This window comes from Jiangella alba (assembly GCF_900106035.1).
Lineage (GTDB): Bacteria > Actinomycetota > Actinomycetes > Jiangellales > Jiangellaceae > Jiangella > Jiangella alba.
On the sequence record NZ_FNUC01000003.1, the window covers coordinates 1,789,099 to 1,811,809 of the forward strand.

Annotated in this window: 19 protein-coding genes; 5 read left to right on the plus strand and 14 right to left on the minus strand. The window is 73.0% G+C overall.

Annotated elements, in window-relative coordinates; translation table 11 throughout:
* Positions 1-9 precede the first annotated feature (9 nt).
* The 5 genes from BLV02_RS10755 to BLV02_RS10775 are packed head-to-tail and all read left to right on the plus strand — an operon-like array spanning position 10 to position 7,129.
* Positions 10-1,419 (plus strand): cytochrome ubiquinol oxidase subunit I, encoded by a 1,410-nt coding sequence (locus BLV02_RS10755; protein WP_069112851.1) that lies wholly within the window; start codon positions 10-12, stop codon positions 1,417-1,419.
* Positions 1,416-2,420, plus strand: coding sequence for a cytochrome d ubiquinol oxidase subunit II (locus tag BLV02_RS10760; RefSeq protein ID WP_069112850.1), 1,005 nt, complete (start codon positions 1,416-1,418; stop codon positions 2,418-2,420). The genes BLV02_RS10755 and BLV02_RS10760 overlap by 4 nt, the downstream gene beginning before the upstream one ends.
* Positions 2,417-4,285, plus strand: a complete 1,869-nt coding sequence (locus BLV02_RS10765) for a glycoside hydrolase family 15 protein (RefSeq protein WP_069112849.1) — start codon at positions 2,417-2,419, stop codon at positions 4,283-4,285. Before BLV02_RS10760 ends, BLV02_RS10765 begins: the two co-directional genes overlap by 4 nt.
* Positions 4,282-5,565 (plus strand): NAD(P)/FAD-dependent oxidoreductase, encoded by a 1,284-nt coding sequence (locus tag BLV02_RS10770; protein WP_069112848.1) that lies wholly within the window; start codon positions 4,282-4,284, stop codon positions 5,563-5,565. The genes BLV02_RS10765 and BLV02_RS10770 overlap by 4 nt, the downstream gene beginning before the upstream one ends.
* 10 nt (positions 5,566-5,575) lie before the next feature.
* A complete protein-coding gene (locus tag BLV02_RS10775) occupies positions 5,576-7,129 on the plus strand; it encodes a GMC oxidoreductase (protein WP_069112847.1) in 1,554 nt (517 codons plus the stop codon).
* Positions 7,130-7,139: 10 nt separating this feature from the next.
* On the opposite strand, the gene BLV02_RS10780 is transcribed toward BLV02_RS10775, so the two are convergent.
* The 14 genes from BLV02_RS10780 to BLV02_RS10845 form a co-directional block, all read right to left on the minus strand.
* Entirely contained in the window at positions 7,140-7,679 is a 540-nt protein-coding gene (locus tag BLV02_RS10780) for a GNAT family N-acetyltransferase (protein ID WP_069112846.1), read from the minus strand.
* Positions 7,680-7,718: 39 nt separating this feature from the next.
* Positions 7,719-9,335, minus strand: coding sequence for an MFS transporter (locus tag BLV02_RS10785; protein ID WP_216094351.1), 1,617 nt, complete (start codon positions 9,333-9,335; stop codon positions 7,719-7,721).
* The gene (zwf, locus tag BLV02_RS10790) at positions 9,308-10,717 is read right to left on the minus strand and encodes a glucose-6-phosphate dehydrogenase (protein ID WP_069112845.1); all 1,410 of its coding nucleotides are present in this window, start codon (positions 10,715-10,717) and stop codon (positions 9,308-9,310) included. The genes BLV02_RS10785 and zwf overlap by 28 nt, the downstream gene beginning before the upstream one ends.
* A 77-nt stretch (positions 10,718-10,794) precedes the next feature.
* Positions 10,795-12,117 (minus strand): NAD(P)/FAD-dependent oxidoreductase, encoded by a 1,323-nt coding sequence (locus tag BLV02_RS10795; RefSeq protein WP_069112844.1) that lies wholly within the window; start codon positions 12,115-12,117, stop codon positions 10,795-10,797.
* 221 nt (positions 12,118-12,338) lie between these two features.
* The gene (locus BLV02_RS10800) at positions 12,339-13,376 is read right to left on the minus strand and encodes a LacI family DNA-binding transcriptional regulator (RefSeq protein ID WP_245737749.1); all 1,038 of its coding nucleotides are present in this window, start codon (positions 13,374-13,376) and stop codon (positions 12,339-12,341) included.
* Positions 13,377-13,382: 6 nt separating this feature from the next.
* Positions 13,383-14,903, minus strand: coding sequence for an acyl CoA:acetate/3-ketoacid CoA transferase (locus BLV02_RS10805; RefSeq protein WP_069112842.1), 1,521 nt, complete (start codon positions 14,901-14,903; stop codon positions 13,383-13,385).
* Positions 14,900-15,649 carry an SDR family NAD(P)-dependent oxidoreductase gene (locus BLV02_RS10810; protein ID WP_069112841.1) on the minus strand — a complete coding sequence of 250 codons (750 nt, stop codon included), beginning with the start codon at positions 15,647-15,649 and terminating at the stop codon, positions 14,900-14,902. The genes BLV02_RS10805 and BLV02_RS10810 overlap by 4 nt, the downstream gene beginning before the upstream one ends.
* Positions 15,646-16,800, minus strand: coding sequence for an acyl-CoA dehydrogenase family protein (locus BLV02_RS10815; protein WP_069112840.1), 1,155 nt, complete (start codon positions 16,798-16,800; stop codon positions 15,646-15,648). Before BLV02_RS10815 ends, BLV02_RS10810 begins: the two co-directional genes overlap by 4 nt.
* On the minus strand, positions 16,800-17,234 hold the full coding sequence (locus tag BLV02_RS10820; protein ID WP_069112839.1) for a MaoC/PaaZ C-terminal domain-containing protein: 435 nt from the start codon (positions 17,232-17,234) through the stop codon (positions 16,800-16,802). Before BLV02_RS10820 ends, BLV02_RS10815 begins: the two co-directional genes overlap by 1 nt.
* Positions 17,231-18,418 (minus strand): CaiB/BaiF CoA transferase family protein, encoded by a 1,188-nt coding sequence (locus BLV02_RS10825; protein ID WP_069112838.1) that lies wholly within the window; start codon positions 18,416-18,418, stop codon positions 17,231-17,233. The genes BLV02_RS10820 and BLV02_RS10825 overlap by 4 nt, the downstream gene beginning before the upstream one ends.
* Positions 18,419-18,422: 4 nt before the next feature.
* On the minus strand, positions 18,423-19,196 hold the full coding sequence (locus BLV02_RS10830) for an enoyl-CoA hydratase/isomerase family protein (protein WP_069112837.1): 774 nt from the start codon (positions 19,194-19,196) through the stop codon (positions 18,423-18,425).
* Positions 19,197-19,217: 21 nt separating this feature from the next.
* Positions 19,218-20,057 (minus strand): carbohydrate ABC transporter permease, encoded by an 840-nt coding sequence (locus BLV02_RS10835; protein WP_083288876.1) that lies wholly within the window; start codon positions 20,055-20,057, stop codon positions 19,218-19,220.
* The gene (locus tag BLV02_RS10840; protein WP_083288875.1) at positions 20,054-20,992 is read right to left on the minus strand and encodes a carbohydrate ABC transporter permease; all 939 of its coding nucleotides are present in this window, start codon (positions 20,990-20,992) and stop codon (positions 20,054-20,056) included. Before BLV02_RS10840 ends, BLV02_RS10835 begins: the two co-directional genes overlap by 4 nt.
* A gap of 20 nt (positions 20,993-21,012) precedes the next feature.
* A complete protein-coding gene (locus BLV02_RS10845) occupies positions 21,013-22,545 on the minus strand; it encodes an ABC transporter substrate-binding protein (protein ID WP_069112835.1) in 1,533 nt (510 codons plus the stop codon).
* Between the last annotated feature and the right edge of the window lie 166 nt (positions 22,546-22,711).

The window sequence follows — 22,711 nt, forward strand, 5'->3', positions numbered from 1 at the left end:
GCGCCGCCCATGGGCTCCGGACTCGCCACGCTGGCCACCGTCGACCCCGTGCCGTGGGCACGCGGCCAGATGGCCTTCACGCTCGGCTTCCACATCATCCTGGTGCCGCTCGGGGTGTCGTGGGCCTTCCTCACCCTCATCGCGAACTACCGCGCCCTCAAGCACGACGACGGCGACGCGCTGCTGCTGGCCCAGCGGTGGTCGAGGTACATGGCCGTGACGTTCGCCGTCGGCGCGGTGACCGGCACCGTCCTGAGCTTCGAGTTCGGCCTGCTCTGGCCCCGGTTCATGGGCCAGTGGGGCGAGGCGTTCGGCATCCCGTTCATGTTCGAGGGGATCTTCTTCTTCACCGAGGCCATCTTCATCGCCATCTACATCTTCGGCTGGCGCCGGCTGCGGCCCTGGACGCACTTCTGGACCGGCGTCCCGATCGTGCTGGCCGGCATCTTCGGCAGCGCCTCCGTGGTCGCCGCCAACGCCTGGATGAACGCACCGGGCGGCTTCACGCTGGACGGCGACGGCAACATCGTCGACGTCGACCCGTGGAAGGTGATCTTCAACGACGCGATGCCGCTGCAGGCCGCCCACATGATCATCGCCGCCTATCTCGTCGGCGGGTTCCTGGTCGCGTCGGTGTACGCGACGGGGATGCTGCGCGGCCGCCGCGACCGCTACCACCGGGTCGGCTTCACCATCGCGTTCACCGTCGCCGCGATCATGACGCCGATCCAGCTGGGCGTCGGCGACGCGCTGGCCCGCTGGGTCTACGACAACCAGCCGGCGAAGTTCGCCGCCATCGAACTGGTCCCGGAGACCGCCAGCGACGTGCCCGAGACGCTGCTCGGGAGGCTGAACGACGACGGCACCGTCAGCGGCGGCATCGCGATCCCCGGCCTGGCGTCGTGGCTGTCCGACCCAGGCTCGGGCACGTCCACCGTGGTGCAGGGCCTCGACAGCTTCCCGGCGGACGAGCGGCCCACCACCCGGCAGGTGAACATCGTGCACCTGTCCTGGGACATCATGGTCGGGCTCGGGACACTGCTGTTCCTGCTCTCCGTCTGGTACGGCGTCGTCTGGGCGGTCCGCCGCCGGATGCCGCGGAGCAGGTGGTTCCTGCGCGCAGCCGCCGCGTCCGGGGTGCTGGCCGTCGTCACGATGGAGGCCGGCTGGGTCGTCACGGAGGTCGGCCGGCAGCCGTGGATCGTCTACGGCCACATGAAGGTCGAGGACGCCGCCACCGGCAACACCGGCGTCTGGATCCTGTTCGTCGCCGTCGTGGTGCTCTACACCGCGCTCGGCGTGACGACGGTGCTCGTGCTGCGCGGGATGAGCCGGCGCTGGCGGCGCGGCGACGGCGGCTCCGACGACGAAGCGCCCTACGGCCCGCGCGCGCCGGCCGAACGGGAGGCGGCGCCGTGAGCACGGCGGTCGCCATCGTGCTGATGGCCGGGATCGTGGCCTATGCGGTCTTCGCCGGCGCCGACTTCGGGGCCGGCTTCTGGGACCTCGTCGCGGGCGGCGCCGAACGCGGCGCCCGGCCGCGCGCCGTCATCGAGCACTCGATCGGGCCGGTGTGGGAGGCCAACCACGTGTGGCTGATCTTCGTGTTCGCGGTGCTGTGGACGTCGTTCTCGCAAGGCTACGCGTCGATCACGCTGACGCTGTTCGTGCCGCTGGCCATCGCGGCCCTCGGCATCGTGCTGCGCGGCGCCGGCTTCGCGTTCCGGAAGTCGGTCGATCGCCTGGCGTACCGCCGGGTCTTCGGCGCGGCGTTCGCGCTGTCCTCGGTGATCGTGCCGTACGCGCTGGGCGCGATCGCCGGCGGCATCGCGTCGGGCCGGGTGCCGGCGGGCGGGCGGGCCGGCGACCCGGTGTCCAGCTGGGTCAACCCGACGTCCGTCCTCGGCGGCGTGCTGGCGGTCGCGGCCGTCGCCTACCTGGCCGCCGCCTACCTCGTCTGGGACGCACGGCGGCTGGGCGACGCGACGATGGCGGCGTACTTCCGCCGCCGCGCGGTGGCCGCCGCGGTCGCCGTCGCCGTCATCGCCGCGGCCGGGGTGTTCGTGCTGCGCGCCGACGCGGAGTACGTGTTCGACGGGCTGACGGGACGGGCGCTGCCGCTGGTGATCCTGAGCGTCGCCTGCGGCGCCGGCGCCCTGGTGCTGCTGGTCCGCGACGCCGCGCGCGGCGGCCGGCTGCTGGCCGTCGGCGCGGTCGCGAGCATCGTCGCCGCATGGGGCGTCGCGCAGTGGCCCTACCTGCTGCCCGAGAGCCTGAAGGTGTCCGCGGCCGCCGCGCCCGACGCCACCCTGATCACCGTCCTGGTCGTCGTCGGGCTCGCCGCGATCGTCGTGGTGCCCGGCTTCATCGTCCTCTACGTCCTGGACCAGCGCGGACTTCTACCCGAGGAGGGCTCATGAGCCTGTCGAACTCGCCGTTCCCGCCCATCGCGGACTACGCGTTCCTGTCCGACTGCCATACCGGCGCGCTGGTCGCCCCGGACGGCTCGGTCGACTGGCTGTGCCTGCCCGCGTTCGACGCGCCGAGCGTCTTCGGCAACCTGCTCGACCGCGGCGCCGGCTCGTTCCGCTGGGGCCCGTACGGCATCAACGTCCCGACGTCGCGGCACTACGTCCCCGGCACCAACGTGCTGGAGACGACGTGGCACACCACCGGCGGGTGGGTGCGGATCCACGACGCGCTCGTCATGGGCCCACGCAAGGGCACCGACCTCGTCACCCCGCACACCCGCCCGCCCACCGACGACGACGCGGAGCACCTGCTGGTGCGCACCGCCGAGTGCCTGGACGGCGAGGTCGAGATCGAGGCGGTCTGCGAGGCCGCCTTCGACTACGGCCGCGAGCCCGCCACGTGGGTGGTGACCGGCGCCGACGACGGCGCGCACACGGCCGACGCCACCGGCGACGGGCGGACCGTCCGGCTGAACACCGACCTGTCGATCGGCATCGAGGGCGGCTCCGCGCGCGCCCGGCACGTGCTGAGGAAGGGCGAGCGGGCGTACTGCGCGCTGTCGTGGAACCACGACCTCACGGTGCCGGACGACGTCGACGACGCGTTCGCGCGGGTCGGCCGGACCATCGGCTTCTGGCGCGACTGGCTGGCCCGGGCCCGCATCCCCGACCACCCGCTGCGGCACCCGCTCGAACGGTCCGCCCTGACCATCAAGGGCCTCACCTACATGCCGACCGGCGCGACGGTCGCGGCGCTGACGACGTCGCTGCCGGAGACGCCGGGCGGCGAGCGGAACTGGGACTACCGCTACACCTGGATGCGCGACACCACGTTCACCCTGCAGGCGCTGCACTACCTCAACCTGGACTGGGAGGCCGAGGAGTTCATGCAGTTCGTCGCGGACGTCGAGCCGCGCGAGGACGGCAGCCTGCAGATCATGTACGGCGTCGACGGCCGGCGCGACCTCACCGAGTCGACCCGCGACGAGCTGTCCGGCTACGAGGGCGCACGGCCGGTGCGGATCGGCAACGGCGCCTTCGACCAGCGCCAGAACGACGTGTACGGCGCGGTCCTCGACGCGCTGCTGCTGCACACCCGCCGCAGCCGGCACCTGCCGCGGCGGCTGTGGCCGCTGGTGAAGACGCAGGCGGACGCGGCGGCCGCGGTCTGGCGCGACCCGGACCAGGGCATCTGGGAGGCCCGCGGCAAGCCGCAGCACTACGTGTCGTCCAAGCTCATGTGCTGGGTCGCGCTGGACCGCGCCGCCCAGCTGGCCGCCATCCGCGACGACCCCGAGCGGCAGCAGGCGTGGGCCGCGGTCGCCGAGGAGATCCGTCAGGACATCCTGGAGCACGGCGTCAGCGACCGCGGGGTGCTGCGCCAGCACTACGACACCGACGCCCTGGACGCGTCGACGCTGCTCGCGCCGCTGTTCGGGTTCCTGCCCGACGACGACGAGCGGATCCGGGCCACCATCGACGCCATCGACGAGGAGCTCACCGAGAACGGCTTCGTGCTGCGCTACCGGACCGACGAGACCGACGACGGCCTGGCTGGCAAGGAGGGCACCTTCCTCATCTGCTCGTTCTGGCTGGTGTCCGCTCTCGCCGCCGTCGGGGAGATGGATCGGGCGACCGCCCTGATGGAACGCCTGCTCGCGATCGCCTCGCCCCTCGGCCTGTACGCGGAGGAGTTCGACGTCGACCGGGCCCGCCATCTCGGCAACACCCCGCAGGCGTTCTCGCACCTCGCGCTGATCCAGGCCGCCGGCCGGCTCGTCCTGCACGAGCGGCTCGCGGAGCTGTCACTGTGAGCGGGAGCGCGGACCGCGTGCTCGTCCTCGGCGGCGGGCTGGCCGGGGTCGCCTGTGCCCGCCGGCTGGCCGAGGACGGCGTCGGTGTGACGCTGGTCGACCGCAACGACTACCACCAGTTCCAGCCGCTGCTGTATCAGGTGGCCAGCTCGCAGCTGCCGGCCGAGGACGTCGCCCGGCCGCACCGGGCCATCTTCCGGGAGCACGCGACGGTCGACGTCGTGACCGCGGAGGTCGCCGAGGTGTGGCTGGCCGACCACGGCCTCGTCCTGACCGACGGCCGGACCCTCACCGGGTCGCACGTCGTCGTGGCCGCGGGCGCCCGGCCGAACTTCTTCGGCGTGCCGGGCGCCGCCGAGCACGCGTTCCCGCTGTACTCCGTCGCCGACGCGGAGCGGCTGCGGCTGCACCTGCAGGACCTGCTGCGCGACGCGGCGCCCGGGACCCTCGACGTCGTCGTGGTCGGCGGCGGCCCGACCGGCGTCGAGACCACCGGCGCCCTCGCCGAGCTGATGGGCGCCCTGCACGCGTCCGGGCGGCTGGCCCGGCCGGGCCGCATCACCATCGTCGACCGCGGCGACGCCCTGCTCGGCGAGTTCTCCGCGCACGCGCAGGAGTACACCGCCCGCAAGCTGCGCGAGGCGGGCGCCGACGTGCGGCTGCACACCGGCGTCGCGGCCGTCCACCCGGACCGCGTCGAGCTCGACGACGGCAGCAGCATCCCGGCCCGCACGGTGGTGTGGGGCGGCGGCGAGCTGGGGGCGTCGGTCGCCGCGAGCGCGGGGCCGGAGCCGGGCCGGGGCGCGCGCCTCGACGTCCGGCCGGACCTCACCCTGGAGGGCTACCCGGACGCCTACGCCGTCGGCGACGCCGCGAACATCCCGTCGGGGGAGTCGGGGACCTGGCCGCAACTGGGCTCCGTCGCGCAGCAGTCGGGAAAGTGGGCCGCGGAGAACGTCCTGCGCGACCTGCGCCGCGAGCCGTCCCGCCCGTTCCGCTACAAGGACAAGGGCATCATGGCGATGATCGGCCGCAACGCCGCCGTCGCCGAGGTCGGGCGGCACCACCACCAGGTCGAGGGCCCGGTCGCGTTCGCGGCGTGGCTCGGCGTGCACATGATGCTGATGAGCGGCGTGCACAGCAAGACCGACGCGTTCGTCACGTGGGCTTGGGACTACTTCGACCGCGACCGCACGGCCACCCTCGAGGCCTCGGCGACGCCGCAGCGCATCGCCTGGGGCGACGACGAGGCCGACCGGCCGCACATCGCGCTGGACTGAGGGGGCCGTCATGGCCGACGAGTACGACGTCATCATCGTGGGATCCGGCGCCGGCGGCGGCACGCTGGCGCACCGGCTGGCCCCGTCCGGGCATCGGGTTCTGATCCTGGAGCGCGGCGACTGGCTGCCCCGCGAGATCGAGAACTGGGACGCGGCCGCCGTCTTCGTCGACAACCGGTACGTGTCGGCCGACACCTGGTACGACGGCCACGGCACGCCGTTCCAGCCGCAGATCCACTACTACGTGGGCGGCGCGACGAAGTTCTACGGCGCCGCGCTGTACCGGCTGCGCGAGCGCGACTTCGGCGAGCTGCGCCACCACGGCGGCGTCTCGCCGGCCTGGCCGATCGGGTACGACGAGCTGGAGCCGTACTACACGCAGGCCGAGGAGCTGTACCAGGTGCACGGCGCCCGCGGCGAGGACCCGACCGAGCCGCCGTCGTCGGCGCCCTACCCGCACCCGCCGGTGTCGCACGAGCCGCGCCTGCAGCGCCTCGCCGACGACCTCGCCGGAGCCGGCCTGCACCCGTTCCACGCGCCGAGCGGGATCATGCTGGACGAGGCGAGCCCCGAGAACAGCGCCTGCATCCGGTGCGCCACCTGCGACGGCTTCCCCTGCCTGGTGCACGCGAAGTCCGACGCCGACGTCGTCGCCGTCCGGCCCGCGCTTCGGCACCCCGGCGTGACGCTGGTGCGCAACGCGGAGGTGCGCCGGCTGGAGACCGACGCCGCGGGCCGGTCGGTGACCACCGTCGTCGCGTCCGTCGACGGCGTCGAACAGCGGTTCACCGGGTCGGTGGTCGTGGTGGCGGCCGGCGCGGCGAACACGGCGAAACTGCTGCTGGCCAGCCGCTCCGACCGGCATCCGGACGGGCTGGCGAACGGCTCGGACCAGGTCGGGCGCAACTACATGTTCCACAACAGCCGGGCCTTCCTGGCCATCTCGACCGAGCGGAACGACACCCGGTTCCAGAAGACCCTCGGCGTCAACGACTACTACTTCGGCGACGACGACTTCGCCTTCCCGATGGGCAACGTGCAGATGGTCGGCAAGTCGTCGGCGCCCATGTACCGCGGCGAGAAGCCCGCGCTGGCGCGCCTGGCCCCGATGGTGGCGCTCGACGAGGTCGCCGCGCACGCCGTCGACTTCTGGCTCTCCGCCGAGGACCTGCCCGACCCGGACAACCGCGTCACCCTGACCCCGGACGGCGGCGTCGCGCTGGACTACACGCCCAACAACCGCGAACCGCTGGAGCAGCTGTACCGGCGGGTCACCGGCCACCTCGGGCACCTGGGCCTGCACCCGCACCACGTCATCCCGCGCGACGTCTACATGAAGAACGACATCCCCGTCGCCGGCTGCGCCCACCAGGCCGGCACCGCCCGCTTCGGCGCCGACCCGGCGACGTCGGTGCTCGACCGCGACTGCCGGGCGCACGAGCTCGACAACCTGTACGTCGTCGACAGCAGCTTCTTCCCGAGCATCGGCGCGGTGAACCCGGCCCTCACGGTCATGGCCAACGCCCTCCGCGTCGGCGACCACCTGCTCGCGCGGCTCGCTTGACACCCTCGGCTCAACTGGGCGAACGGGTCGCGGACCACACGCCGCGCCACTGCTCGGCGCCGTACGCGTCAAACCGTTCCACCTCGGTGAAGCCCAGCTTCGCCGCGAGGCGCATCGAGCGCCGGTTGGCGGTCTGGGTGCAGAGCGTCACCGGCTCGCCGGGCCGTGCGCCGGCGAACCAGTCGAGCGCCGCCGCGCACGCCTCGGCGGCGTACCCGCGTCCCCACGCCGCCGGCAGGAACAGGTAGCCGAGCTCGACCCGTCCGGCGTCCGGCCGGGGGAGACCCTCTGCGCGCCGTTCGATCGTGACGATGCCGATCATGGCTGCGTCGAGCTCGACGACGAAGAGGCCGGGGCGGCGATCGGGCTCCTCGGGCAGCGCACGCTCGAACTCGTCCCGCGGCCGAGGGCCACCGACGTAGGTGCCCACCTCGGGTGAGGTGAACAGCTCGATGATCGCCGGGCGGTCCCGCCTCTCGGGCTCGCGAAGCACGAGGCGCTCGGTCCTGATGGGGGCGGGTGGCCAGGCGACGGGTTCGGCCTCAGTCACGAGCGGGCAACCTACCGGACACCCGCTCGAGCGGCCAGCTCATGGGTCGTCGGGTGGCGGGACGGGGTGGGGGAGGACGCGGGCGTCGGTGGCGTGGTACTCGGCCAGCAGCCGCACCTCGTCCTCCTTGGCCGGGAACGCCAGGTAGACCAGCGCCGACCCGATGAGGATGGCGACGATGCCGGCGATGTAGGCCCAGTCGGCGCCGTCGAGGAAGGACTGGGTGGCGGCGGAGGTGATCGCGTCGGCGTACTGCGGGTACTGCTGGGCGGTGGCCTCGGCCGAGGCGAACGACTTCAGCAGCTGGGCCTGCACGCTGTCGGTGATGTCCTGCCGGTTGGGCGCGGCGGCGATCGCGGCCGAGACGGCGGACGCGTAGCCGGCGGTGAGCAGCGCGCCGAGGATCGACTGCATGATCGCGCCGCCGAGGTCGCGTTGCAGGTCGGCGGTGCCCGACGCCATGCCGGCCCGGTGCACCGGCACCGACCCGGTCAGCGCGTGCGAGGCGGGCGTGCCGGCGAACCCGACACCGGCGCCGACCAGCGCGTACGCCAGGCCGATCACCCAGTACGACGCGTCCTCGTCCCACAGCAGCAGCATCGCGACGAAGCCGAGCAGGCAGCAGGCGTAGCCGAGCAGCAGCACGACCCGCGAGCCGTGCGACTCGACCAGCGTGGCCGACCGTGGCGCCACCAGCACCATGAGCGCGGCCGCGGGCAGGATCGACAGGCCCGCCTCGAACGTGGAGTAGCCGAGCACGTTCTGCAGGAACTGCTGCCCCACGAACATGGCGCCCATGAGGGTGCCGAAGACGATGATCCCGGCGACGGCGGCCACCCAGAAGACCCGCCGGCCGGCCACCGACAGGTCGTAGAGCGGGTTCGGCGCCCGCTTCTGGCGCAGGAAGAACGCGGCCCCGGCGGCCAGCGCGATCACCGCCAGCCCGACGGCCAGCGCGCCCTTGCCGGGCACCGGCGCGAAGTTGATCGCCAGCACCAGCGACGCCACCAGCACGATCGACAGCACGCCGCCGAGGTTGTCGACGGGGTCCGTGGTCTCGTTGACGTGGCTGGGCACGAAGAGCAGCGCGAGCACCAGGGCCACCGCGGCCAGCGGCAGCGTCACCAGGAACACCGAGCCCCACCAGAAGTGCTCCAGCAGCCAGCCCGACAGCAGCGGGCCGAGCGAGGCGATGGCGCCGCCGACGCCGGACCACAGCGCGATCGCCTTGGTCCGCGCCGCGCCCGACCACAGCGCCGTGATCAGCGCCAGCGTCGTCGGGTAGGCCATGCCGGCGGACAGCCCGCCCAGCACGCGCGCGAGCACCAGCACGCCGTCGGACGGCGCGTACGCCGCCAGCAGGCAGGCCGGCACCGACAGCGCCACGCCGAGGATCAGCATGAGCTTGCGGCCGTAGCGGTCGCCCAGGCCACCGAGGTACAGCACCGACGCCGCCAGCCCGAGCGAGTAGCCGACGGCGACGAGGTCCAGCGTCGTCTGCGAGGAGCCGAACGCCGCGCCGATGTCGGGCAGCGCGACGTTGGCGACCGCCAGGTTCAGGTTCGCCACCGCCGCCACCAGGATCAGCGCGGCGAGGACGAGCCCGGGCCGGTTCGGCGCCCGCGGCGTCACCCGGGCGCCGTCGCCGCCAGCCACGGCTCCTGCCAGCCGCCCTCACCGGCGGTCAGTGCCGCCGCTGCCGCCGGGCCCCACGTCCCCGGCTCGTAGGCGTGCACCGGCGGCGGGGCGTCCAGCAGCGGCTGCATGATCCGCCAGGCCTCCTCGACGCCGTCCTGCCGGGCGAACCGGGTGGACTGGCCCTGCATCGCCGCGAGCAACAGCACCTCGTACGGCGTCGGGCCCTCACCGCCCTCGGCCGCGAACTCCATGTCCAGGTCGATGGGCGCGGCGCCGGCGCTGTCGGCTCGGCGGGCGTCGAGGACGATCCGGACCCCGGTGGACGGGTCCAGCCGCACGACGATCGCGTCGGAGCCCGGACGGTGGTCGCGCGGCCAGAAGCCCAGCCGCGGCGGGTGCTTGAAGACCAGCCGCAGCTCGGTCTGGGTCGCGGCCAGCCGCTTGCCGGTGCGGATGAAGAACGGGACGCCCGACCAGCGCCAGTTCTCGATCTCCAGCCGCAGCGCGGCGTACGTCTCCGTCGTGGAGTCCGCCGCGACGCCGTCGATGCCCAGGTAGCCGTCGTACCGGCCGCGCACGTAATGGGCCGGGTCGGCGTCGGCGACGGCGCGGAACAGCGCGACCTGCGACTCCTTGATGGTGCGCACGTCGCCGCGGGCCGGCGCCTCCATGGCGGCCGCCGCGACCACCTGCATGAGGTGGTTGACGACGACGTCGCGCAGCGCGCCGACGGGGTCGTAGAAGTGGCCGCGGTCCTCGACGCCGAAGTTCTCGGCCATGGTGATCTGCACGCATCGCACGTGGTCGCGGTTCCAGACCGGTTCCAGGATCGAGTTGGCGAAGCGCAGGTACAGGATCTCCTCGATGCCCATCTTCCCGAGGTAGTGGTCGATGCGGTACAGCTGCGACTCGTCGACGTACTGGTGCAGCTCCTCGGCCAGGGCGTGCGCGGAGGCGAGGTCGTGGCCGAACGGCTTCTCCACCACGACCCGGGCCGACTCCGTCAGGCCAGCGCCCGACAGCCCCTCGACCACGCGGCCGAACAGGAACGGCGGGATCTCCAGGTAGAACACCGGCGACTCCGCGCCCTTGATCGCGTCACTCACCCGCCCGTACGTCGCGGCGTCGGCGAAGTCGCCGCTGACGTAGGACAGCCGGGCGGCGAAGCGCTCGAACACCGCCGGGTCCAGCTGCTCGCCGGCGCCCTCGATCGAGGCCCGGGCCCGCTGCACCAGGCGGTCCACCGTCCAGTCGTCGGCGGCGACCCCCACGACCGGGCACTGCAGCAGCCCGCGGGCCTCCAGCCGGTACAGCGAACGGAACGTCATCACCCTGGCGAGATCGCCCGTGATCCCGAAGACCACGAGGACGTCGGCCGGGCGCGCTGCTGTCGTCGTCATCGCACCTCCACGCGGGTCGGCTACGTCCACCTTCTCGCGGTGCCCCGGCCGGCGCCTCGTCCGTTCCGGATGACCTCCTACCGGCTGCGGCCGCGCGCCGCCGCCACGAAGGCGTCGCGCGGGTGCTGCACCGACTGCAGTGACACGACGTCGCGGCCGTAGACCAGCGCCGCCGCCCAGACGAGGAACACGCGGACCTTGCGCTCCCACGTCGGCACCGCCAGCACGTGGTAGCCGCGGTGCATCAGCCAGGCCAGCAGCCCGGTGATGACGATGCGGCGGTACTGGAAGATGCCCTGGCCCAGGCCGAGCGTGGCGATGGTGCCGAGGCTGTGGTGCACGTACGGCTTCACCTTGCGGCCGCGCAGGTCGGCGACGATGTTCTTGGCCAGCCGCTTGCCCTGGCGGACGGCGTTCTGCGCGTTCGGCACGACGTGCGCGCCGGGCAGCTGCGACGTCAGGTCCGGGACGGCCGCGTTGTCGCCGGCCGCCCAGGCGTCCGGCACCGGCGCGTCGTCGGTGCCGATGCGCAGGTCGGCGCGGACCCGGAACAGCCCCTGCTCGTCCACCGGCAGGTCCGTGTGCCGCGCGACGACCGGGTTGCTCTGGTTGCCGGCGGTCCAGATCAGCAGCTCGTTGTCGTACTCCGAGCCGTCCGACAGCACGATGTGCCCGTCCCGCGCCGACACCAGCTTGGTGCCGAGGTGGACGTGCGCGCCGCGCTTCTCCAGGTGCCGGACGACCCAGGCGCCGGGCTTGTCGGTGACCTCCGGCAGGATGCGGTCGCGCACCTCGACCAGGTGGAACGCGAGGTCGCCGGCGTCGAGCTCCGGGTAGTGCTTCAGCAGCGCGGTGCCCAGCGACAGCAGCTCGCCGAACCCCTCGACGCCGGTGAAGCCGCCGCCGACCACCGTGACCGTCAGCAGCTTGCGCCGCTCCGGGCCCGCAGGCAGTGCGGCGGCCCGCTCGAACGCCGTCAGCAGCCGGTCGCGGATCGCGACCGCCTCCTCGACGTGCTTGAGCCCGATCGCCTCGTCGGCGACGCCCGGGATCGGAAACGTCCGCGTGACGGCGCCCGCCGTCACCACGACGACGTCGTAGCCCAGCTTCCGCTCCGGCCCGTCGGCGGTGCTGACGGTCGCGGTGCGGTGCTCGTGGTCGATGTCGACGACGCTGCCGGCGATGACGCGGGTGCGGCGCAGGTGCCGCCGCAGTGACACCGCGACGTGCCGCGCCTCGACCGAACCGGCGGTCACCTCGGGCAGGAACGGCTGGTACGTCATGTACGGCCGCGGGTCGACCAGCGTGACGTCGGCCTCGTGCGGGCGGAGCTTCTTCTCCAGCCGCCACGCGGTGTAGAACCCGGCGTACCCGCCGCCGACGATCAGGATCCTGCGCATCGCTGCCTCCTCGTGCTCTCACCATGACGACGCAGCAGGGGGGTGGTTTCGTGACAGCTTCCCGACCCGATGTGACGGGCGGAACAGCGGTCATGGCGGCGGTCGAGTCGCCGGTCACTGTCCCGGCAGGTTGTCACCAGCGCCAACTGTTGACGTGTGGGTCAACCGTCCGGAACGTACTGGCCTCTGGGCGGGGAAGCGACACCTGCGCGCCATCGCACCTAGTCGCGCGGCGGGGCGGTGGAGGTGCGGACGACGAGCTCGGCGGGGCGGGTGATGAGGACGGGGTCGGTGGTGGCGCCGGCCGGGGCGAGGATGCGCTCGAGCAGCAGCTCGGTGGCCCGTTCGCCGACCCGGGCGGCGTCGGAGTCGATGGTGGTGAGGCCGATGCCGGGCAGCTGGCCCACCGTCACGTTGTCGAAGCCGGCCACGGACACGTCGTCCGGGACGCGCAGGCCGAGGTCGGCGCAGGCCATGAGGCCGCCGAGGGCCATGGTGTCGCTGGCGAAGAAGATGCCCGTGGGCGGCGAGGCGACGTCCAGCAACGAACGCGCGGCCGCCCGGCCGCCCTCGATGGTGGACGTCGCGACCTCGACGGGGAGGCCGGGGAGGTCGGCGGTCTCGAGCGCGAAGCCGCGGGCGCGGTCGGCGAACGGTTTGACGGTGGCCTCGCCGGCGACGTGCGCGAGCCGGGTGTGCCCGAGCGAGCGCAGGTGCCGGGTGGCCGCGCGGCCGCCGGCCAGGCTGTCGACGACGACGGTGTCGGCGACGAGGTCGGGCAGGTCGCGGCTGGCCAGCACGATCTGGATGCCGCGCCGGCGCAGGTACTCGATGTGGTCGCTCTCGGACCGGACGGCGACGAGGACGACGCCGTCGACGCGGCGGTGCGCCATGGAGCGGATGATGTCCAGCTCGCGGCCGGGGTCGTCGCCGGAGCTGCCGAGGACGAGGGTGTAGCCGGCCGCCTCGGCCGCGGTCTGGATGCTGGCGACGAGGTCGGGGTAGAACTGGCTGCGGATGTCGGCCACCACCAGCCCGATGGTCGACGTCGCGCTGCGGGACAGGCCGCGGGCCAGCGGGCTGGGCTGGAAGTCGAGCTCCTGGATGGCGGCCCGGATGCGTTCGCGCGTCGACGCCGCCATGGCGTAGCCGTGCGCCCGGTTCAGGTACTTCGAGACCGTCGCCTTCGTGACGCCCGCCCGTTCGGCGACGTCCTTGATGGTCGGCCGTCTGTGCTCCGGCGAGGCGTCCTCCTGCATCTGCACCTACTGAAAGTACCCGGGCTCCATCGTCCGGACGTCCTCGACGAGCACGTCGAACGGGATGAGGTCGAGGACGTCGCGGCGCACGTCCACGCCGGGCGCCACCTCCAGCAGCCGCAGCCCGCGCGCCGTCAGGTCGAACACGGCCCGCTCGGTGACGTAGCGGACCCGCTGCCCGCGTGCCACCGACTCGCGGGCGCTGAACGTCACCTGCCCGACGGCGGGGACGAACTTCGCGTGCGCGCCCTCGGCGACGACGCGCAGCTCGCCGCCGCCGACGCGGACGTCCAGGCCGCCGGCGGTGAAGGTCCCGCAGAACACGACGGTGCCGGCGTTCTGGCTGATGTCGACGAACCCGCCGGTCCCGACGACCCGCGACCCGAACTTGGACACGTTGACGTTCCCCAGCGCGTCGACCTGCGCGAACCCGAGGAACGCGATATCCAGCCCGCCGCCGTCGTAGAAGTCGAACTGGGCCGCCTGGTCCAGGATCGCCTCCGGGTTCGTCGCGACGCCGAAGATGACGCCGCGGGCCGGGATGCCGCCCACGGCGCCCTGCTCGATCGTCGTCGTGAACTCGTCCAGCCGGCCCTCCTCGGCGGCCACCGACGCGATGCCGTCGGCGATCCCGACCCCGAGGTTGACCACGTCGCCCGGCACGACCTCCGACAGCGCGCGCCGCGCCACCACCTTCCGCGCGTCCAGCGGGAACGGCGGCAGCGCCGACGCGGCGGCGCGCAACTCGCCGGAGAACGCCGGCTCGTACTCGTGCGTCACCACCTGCCGCTGGGCGGGGTGGTGCACGACGACGTCGACGCAGATGCCAGGGACGACGACCAGCCGCGGGTCCAGCGTCCCGGCCTTCGCCAGCCGCTTGACCTGCGCGATGACCAGTCCGCCGCGGTTGCGGGTGGCCTGCGCGATGGCCAGCATCTCCAGCCGAGCGCCCTCCTGCTCGAACGACAGGTTGCCGCGCTCGTCGGCGGTGGTGCCGCGGATGTAGCAGACGTCGAGGTCGAACGCGGGGTAGAACAGCCACTCCCGCCCGGCCAGTTCGACCACCTCGACCCGGGTCTGCGGGCTGACGTCGTTGAGCCGGCCGGCCTCGACCCGCGGGTCGCAGAACGTGCCCAGCCCGACGTGCGTGACGACGCCGGGACGGCCCGCGGCGATCTCGCGGAACAGCTGGCTCATGACGCCCTGCGGGAAGTTGTACGCCTCGAACTCGCCCGCGACGGCCATCGCGCTCATCGCCGGCGCCATGCCCCAGTTCCCGGCGACGACGGAGCGCACCAGCCCGCGCTGGGCGAGGTGGTCCATCCCGCCGCCCTCGCGGTCGCCGATGCCGGTGGTGTGGACGAGGTCCAGCCCGCGCGGCGTCCCGGTCTCGCGGAACCGCCGCCCGAGCGCCGCCAGCAGCGCGTCCGGCTCCAGCAGCCCGCCGCCGGACCCGCCGACCGCCAGCGTCTGCCCGTCCTGGACCAGCTCGGCCGCCGCCTCCGCCGTCAGGAACCGGACGCTCACGTCATCACCCCGCCGCCGTTGAGGTGCAGGGTCTGCCCGTGCATCAGCTCTGCGCCGGGCCCGGCCAGGAACACGACCGCGGGCCCGACCTCCTGCGGCGTCCCGAGCCGGCCGGTGACGGAGTCGCGGGTGCGGGCCTCGACCCACTCCGGCGTCGCGTGCGGGCGCACCATCGGGGTGTCGATCGGGCCCGGCGCGACGGCGTTGACGCGCACCCGCGGCCCGACCTCCCTGGCCAGCGCCTTGGTGAAGCCGAGGACGCCGGCCTTCGCGGTGGCGTACGCGACGTAGTCGACGGCGCCCTTGAAGGCCAGCTGCGACGACACGTTGACGATGCGGCCGTGCGTCTCCAGCATGCCGGGCAGCACGTGCCGGGTGACGACGAAGACGCCGTCGAGGTCGACGCCCAGCGTGCGCCGCCAGTCGGCCAGGTCCGAGTCGACGATGCGCACCGGCTCCATGAACCCGGCGTTGTTCACCAGGACGGTGATGGTCCCGAGCGCGTGCCCGACGGCCGACACCGCGGCGCCGACCTGGTCCCACGACGTCACGTCGGCCGCCACCGTCGTCGTCCGCACGCCGAACGCCGCCAGTTCGTCCGCCAGCGCGCGAGCGGCGTCCGGCTCGTCCAGGTGGTGGACGGCGACGTCGGCGCCGGCCCGGGCGAGGTCGCGGCAGATCGCCGCGCCCAGCGCGCCGGTCGCGCCCGTCACCAGCGCGACCTCGCCGGTCAGCGGCCCGCTCATGCGACCGCCTCGCCGTCCAGGAACGCGGTGAGCGGTTCGCCGCGGGCCAGCATCCGCAGCGCCCGCCGTCCGAGCATGGTCTCGTGGATCTCGCTGGTGCCGTCGAAGATCTGCGTCACCTTGGCGTCGCGGTGCATGCGGTTGACCTCCTCGTCGACGACGACGCCCAGGGCGCCGTGCAGTTGCATCGCCTCGTCGGTGTGCCGCCGGGCGGCGTCGGAGGCGAACATCTTGGCCATCGAGACGACGTCCTGGTCGCCGCCGCCACCGCGGGCGAACGACTCGGCGGCGCGCCGGGTCAGCTCGCGCGCGGCGCGGTAGTCGGCGGCCATGCGGCCGAGCTTGCGCTGGACGATGGCGAGGTCGCCGATCGGCCGCCCGAACGCCTGCCGCGCGTTGGCCCGCGCCAGGCCGGCCAGCAGCGCGCCGCGCAACAGCCCGCACGCGTACGCGGCGGCGTCGATGCGGGCCATGTTGAGGCCGTCCATCATCCCGGCGAACCCCTCGACGTCCAGCCGGTCGCCGCGCGGCACCAGCACGCCGTCGAACAACAGCTCGCCGTTGGGCATGCCGCGGAACCCGGACAGCTCCGGGCCGGGCCGTCCGGAGGCACCGGCGGAGGACAGGTCGACGACCAGCGCGACCATCGGCGCGTCCCGCTCGGCGCTCCCGACCTTGGCCAGCACGATCGCGACGTCGGCGACCGGCGCGAAACCGACCCAGCACTTGCGCCCGGTGAGCCGGTAGTGGTCGCCGTCGGGGACCGCGACGGTGGTGAGCGCGCGGACGTCCGTGCCGGCGTCGGGCTCGGTGATCGCGAACGACCCGTACGCCCGGGCCGCCAGGATCGGCGTCACCCAGCGTTCGCGCAGGTGCGGCGGCGCGTACTTGGCCAGCAGGTACGCCGACAACCGCGCGCCCGCGACGCCGAGCGCGACCGCCGGGCTGGCCGTCGCGATGCGCTCGGTCACCTCGCGGGCGAGGTCCATGTGCGCGACGTCCAGCCCGCCGCCGGGGGAGTGGACGAGGCCCTGCAGCCCCAGCGCCGCGGCGTCGGTGAGCAGGTCCGGGAAGAACGCGGCCTCGGCGTCGATGGCCCGGGCGGCCGGCGCCACTCGCGTCTCGACGAACCGATCGACCTCGGCCAGCATCACGCGGCTCCTTCCGGCGGGTAGCAGTAGAGGACGTGGGTGCCGACGAGGCAGCGCTCGCCGTCCTGGGCGGTCGCGGTCATCGCCGCGAATGCCTTCCGGGCGGCCTCGTCGACGCGCTCGACGACGTAGTCGACGGTGACGGTCTCGCCCAGGTAGACGGGACGGAGGAAGCGGACGCGGTCGTAGCCGTACGACACCGCCGTCACGCCGTGCGCGTCGCACAGCCGGGCCGCCGCCGTCGACGTCAGCCCCAGCGTCAGCACGCCGTGCGCGATGCGGCGCCCCTGCGGCCGCGAGCGCATGTACTCGTCGTCGACGTGCTGCGGCGCGAAGTCGCCGGTGATGCCGGCGAACAGGCCGACGTCGGACTCGGTGACGGTCTTGCGGAAGACGCTGCTCGCGCCGACCGGCGGCAACCACGGGACGGTCATCGGGGCACCTCCACGACACCGCCGGCGACCAGCGCGCCGACGTCCAGGCCCAGCTCGGCCAGCAGTTCGGCGGTGTGCTCGCCGAGCAGTGGAGCGGGCCGCCGGGCCGGCAGTTGATCGCCGTCCAGCGTGATCGGGTTGCCGGCCAGCTCGACGGTCCCGGCGACCGGGTGCTCGACCTCGAGCCGGCGCCGGTCCCAGCGCACGTACGGGTCGGTGGTCATCGCGCGGTGGTCGTTGACCGGCGCGCACCAGACGCCGGCCGCGTCCAGCGCGTCCAGCACCTCGGCCGCCGGCCGGTCCGCGACCAGCGCGCTGACCAGCGCGTTCAGCTCGTCCCGCCCGGCCGTCGCGGCCTCCTTGTCCGGGAACTTCGCCAGCAGCTCCGGCGCGTCCAGGCCCGCGGCCAGCGCCTCCATCGTCGTCAGCGAGATCGCGACGAAGCCGTCGGCGGCCGCGTGCACGCCGTAGGGCGCCTCCAGATACGCGCTGCCCGGCACCCCGGCCGGGCGGCGCGGCGGTTCGCCCGAGTTCAGCGTCGACACCACCTCCTGGACGGTCTGGTGCAGCATCGCGCCGACGAGGTCGACCTCGACCAGCCGGCCGCGGCCGGTCCGCGAGCGCTCCAGCAGCGCCGCCGTCGCGCCGAGGGCCAGCATCGTCGCCGCGTGGACGTCGGCGACGAACGGGCCGGCCGGCGTCGGAGCGTCGCCGGCGGTGCCGGTGAGCCAGAGCGCGCCGGTGCGGGCCTGGGCCAGCAGGTCCTGGCCGGGCTTGCGCGGGTCCGGCACGCCGGCGCCGTACCCGCTGGCCGTGCAGTACACGAGACCGGGGTTCAGCTCCCGCGCGCGGTCCCAGCCGAGGCCGAGCCGCTCCATCACGCCGGGCCGGAAGTTCTGGATCAGCACGTCGGCGGTGCCGATCAGCGCCTCCGCGACGCGCAGCCCGTCCGGGTGCTTGAGGTCGACGGCCAGCGAGCGCTTGTTCCGGTTCATCGCGAGGAACTGCGCGCTGACGCCGTTGAGGAACGTGGTGCCGGACTGCCGGCCGCGTTCGCCGGTGCCCACGACCTCGACCTTGATCACGTCGGCGCCGAGGTCGCCGAGCATCTCGGCGGCCCACGGGCCCTGCATCATGTGGGCGAAGTCGAGGACGCGGACGCCGTCCAGGGGGAGGGTCGTCATGGGCTCACTTCCCGTCGAAGACCGGCGCGCGCTTCTCCAGGAAGGCGGCGGTGCCCTCCTGGAGGTCGTGCGTGGGCAGCGTCTGCTCGACCAGAGCCGTCAGCGCCCGGCGCACCTTCGGCAGCCCGGCGGTGATCAGCTCCTCGGTGAGGAACCGCTTGGTCTGACGCAGCGCGTGCGGCGACGCGGCCCCGATGCGCGCGACGGTGGCGCGCACCTCGTCGTCCAGCCCGTCCGCCGGGACGACCCGGTTGACCAGGCCGAACCGGCGCGCCTCGGCGGCGTCGAGCACCGGCATCTCGTAGCACAGCTCGCCGGCCAGCTTGCGCCCGCTGACGTGCGCCGCGACCCCGACGGCGACCGTCGGCCAGGCCCCGATGCGGCCCTCCGGCAGGCTGAACGTCGCGCCGTCGGCGGCGATGGCGAGGTCGCTGACCAGCACCAGTTCGCAGCCGCCGCCGAACGCGATGCCGTTGACCGCCGCGATCACCGGGTACGGGTGCGTGACGATCGCCTCGATGGTCGCGTACAGCCCGCCGATGAAGAAGTCCATGCCCTGCTCGGGGGTGGCGTGCTCCTGGAAGGTGGTGATGTCGTCGCCGGCGCAGAACGCCCGCCCCGTCCCCGTCAGCACCACCGGGCCGGGCGCCTCGTCCGCCGCCCGCGCCAGGTGCGCGGTGATGGCGTGCCAGCCGGACAGGTCGAGCGCGTTCAGCTTCTCCGGGCGCTCGATCCGGATCCAGGCGGTCCCCTCACGGACCTCGTAACCGACGTACATGCGTCCCCTCTCCGCTGCGATCTACTTGATGGCTCCCGCGCCCCAGCCCGCGACCAGGTACTTCTGGACGAACAGGAACGCGATGAGGACGGGCAGGTTGATGAGCACGGCGGCCGCCATCAGCAGCGGCCAGTCCTGCAGGCTGGCGTTGTAGAGGTCGTGCAGCGCGATCGGCAGCGTCTTCAGGTCGTCCTGCGTGATCAGCACCCGGGCGAACAGGTAGTCCTCCCAGGCCAGCAGGAACGTGAACACCGACACCGCGATCAGCCCCGGCAGCGCCTGCGGGAACACGACGTACCACGCGCTCTTCACCCGGTTGGCGCCGTCGACGAACGCCGCCTCCTCCAGTTCCGCCGGGATCGCCCGGAAGAACGGCTGCAGCAGCCACAGGCTGAACGGCACGCCGAACGAGGCGTAGGCGAGGATCATGCCGAGGTGGCTGTTGATCAGCCCGGCCTCGCGGAACATCCCGTACAACGGCACGACGATGACGATCGGCGCGAACGTGTACGCGTAGAGGATCGCCGTGCTGAACGCGCGGCTGCCGGGGAACGGGAACCGCGTCAGCCCGTACGCCGCCAGCGCCGACACCACCACCGACAGCACCGTCGCGCCGGACGCGATGATCAGGCTGTTCCTGGCGTACGTCAGGAAGTTCGTGGTCTCGAACAGCCGCTGGAAACCACTGAGGTCCGGCGCCGTCGTGAAGAACGTGGGCGGGTACGAGAACAGCTCCGTCCCCGGCTTCACCGAGGTCAGCGCCATCCAGTAGAACGGGAACCCGTTGATCGCGACCAGCAGGACGACGCCGATCACGAGGTACCAGCGGACCCGGCTCAGCCGGTGCAGGGCGGTGGTCATGCCGTCTCCTCCCGCTCGCGGTAGAGCGTGCGCAGGTACACCGTCGTGAAGATCATCAGCAGCACGAACAGCACCATCGCGACGGCGGCGCCGGAACCCAGCCGGGCCTCGCCGAAGATGCGCTGGAACGTCAGCACGGGCAGGGTGCGCACCTCGGTGCCCGTGCCGGCGAAGAGATAGACCACGTCGAACTTGGTGAACATGAACATGAAGCGCAGCAGGATCAGCGTGTAGAGCACCGGCTTCAGCTCCGGCAGCACGATGTGCCAGAACCGCCGCCACGCGCCCGCGCCGTCCACCGTCGCCGCCTCCACGACCGACGGGTCGACCGTCTGCAGCCGGGCCAGCACGCTGATGACGATGAACGGGGTGAACATCCACACCGACACCGCGACCAGCGACCAGAAGATGTGGTTCGGGCTGAGCAGGTTCGGCGGCTCCGAGCCGGGCCAGACCTTGCCGACGAGCCACGAGTAGGCGCCCGTGGTGGGGTCGAGCAGCCAGCGGAACACCAGCGCCACCACGATCGACGGCACCATGTACGGCGCCAGCGCCACCAGCCGGACGACGCCGCGGCCGCGGAAGCGCTGGTGCAGCAGCAGCGCGATGAGCACGCCGAGCACCAGCTGCAGGCCCACCGTCAGGCCCGCGTACCAGACCGTCGTGCGGACGCTGTCCCAGAAGTGCGGCGCGCGCAGCAGCGCCACGTAGTTGTCGAACCCGACCGAGCCGAACTTCGGCAGGTAGGCGTGCGCGTCGGTGAAGCTGAGCCGCACCAGGTAGGCGATCGGCGCCGCGATGACACCGGCCACCAGCAGGAACGCGGGGGAGAGCAGCAGTGCGCCCCAGAACCAGCCGGGCATGCGCCGGCGTGGGCGTGGGCCGTCCGCGCGGGCGCGTGGCGGCGCGGGCGTCGTCGTTCGCGTCAGAGACATCGTCGTTCCCTTCGCGCTGGTCAGTCGTCGTAGAGCGGGGACAGCAGCTCGTCGGCCCTTGCCTGGGCGTCGTCCAGCGCCTCGTCGACGTCCTTGTCGTTCTCGACGACGTCCATGACCATGTCGACGAGGATCTCCGAGCCGTAGAGGTCGCTCACGTACGGCAGCTCCAGGTCCGACCACTGCGTCACCATGAGCGGGTAGGCCTGGCCGGAGTCGAGCATCTGGCGCTGCTGGTCGATCCAGAACCCCCAGTCGCGCACCTCCGGCAGCGCCCGGTACTCCGGGTCGTCGAACGTCGACGCGCGCACCGGCAGCAGCTGGGTGGGGACGCTGCCGATCCAGCGCAGGTAGTTCTGCTGCTCGAAGAAGAACTCCAGGAAGTCCGCGGCCGCCTCGGCGTCGGGGGAGTCCTTGAACACGACCCACGGCTCGGCGTCGAGCTGGGTGATCCAGTCGTCGCCGGACGGCCCGACCGGCCGGTTCGGCGCGACCTTGATGTCCTCGCCCGGCACCAGCTCCGGCGCCTGGTCCTCGAACGTGTACGTGGCCCGGCCGAAGGAGAAGATCGTGGCGGCCTCGCCCAGCGCCAGCGAGCTGAGGCTGTCCGCGTACGTCTGCGACGACCACGCCGGCGAGAGCGCCCCGCTGTCGCGCAGCTCGACCCAGTACTCCAGCACCTCACGCATCTGCGGCGTGTCGATGGTGACGTGCCCGTTCTCGTCGAACAGGTGCCCGCCGTTGGAGCCGAGCCAGAGGTACACCTCCTCGTTGACGTTGTGCGCGGCGTCGCCGGCCAGCATCAGCCCGTACGCGTCGTCGTTCGCCTCAGACACCGCCCGCCACTGCTCGACCGAGTCGTCCCACGTCTTCAGGTCCTCGGGGGTGCCGGCGCCGGGCGCGTTCGCGTACAGGTCGGCGCGGTAGACGACGGAGTCGGTGCCCCACGCGTGCACCACCCCGTAGTCGTGGCCGTCGGGCAGCGCGAACATGTCGCGCAGCTGCGGCAGGTAGTCGTCGCCGAGCGAGTCGACCACGTCGTCCAGCGGCACCAGCAGGTCCTGCGAGTAGAGCGTGCGGACGAACATCGGCTCGACCTGGGTGATCTCCGGCAGGTCGCCCGCGGCCAGCGCCGCCTGGAACTTCACCTGCAGGTCGCCCCAGCCGACCGACTCCTGGTTGACGGTGACGCCCGGGTTCGCGGCCTCGTAGTCGGCGATGATCTCGTCCATCGCCGCGACCGTCGTCGGTGTCGACTCGGTGTGCCAGACGGTGATCTCGACCCGGCCGTCGGCCGCGGTGGAGTCGCCGCCGCAGCCGGCCAGCACCAGCGCCAGCGTCAGCGCCGCGACGGCAGCGGCGGCGGTTCGGGTTCTGGTGCGGGCGCGGCCTCGGGCCCGGGTGCTGGCCCGGGCTCCGGTCCGGGCTCGGGTCCGGGCTCGGGCCGTGGTCCGGGCGATGGCGCGGGTGCTGGCTCGGGCCGTGGCCCGGGCGATGGCGCGGGTGCTGGCTCGGGCCGTGGCCCGGGTGGTGCGTCGGCCCTTCTCGCGCATGTGGCCTCCCTTGGCGACATGTTGCGGCGTGGGTGGGGACGGATGGAAACCGGTATCCGGAGATGATGGACACCGGTTTCCGTCCTGTCAACACCTCGTCGCGTCATACCCAGGTCAGCGCGGCGAGCGCTTTCCCGTTCGGCTCCGCCGGGCCGGCACGTGGCTC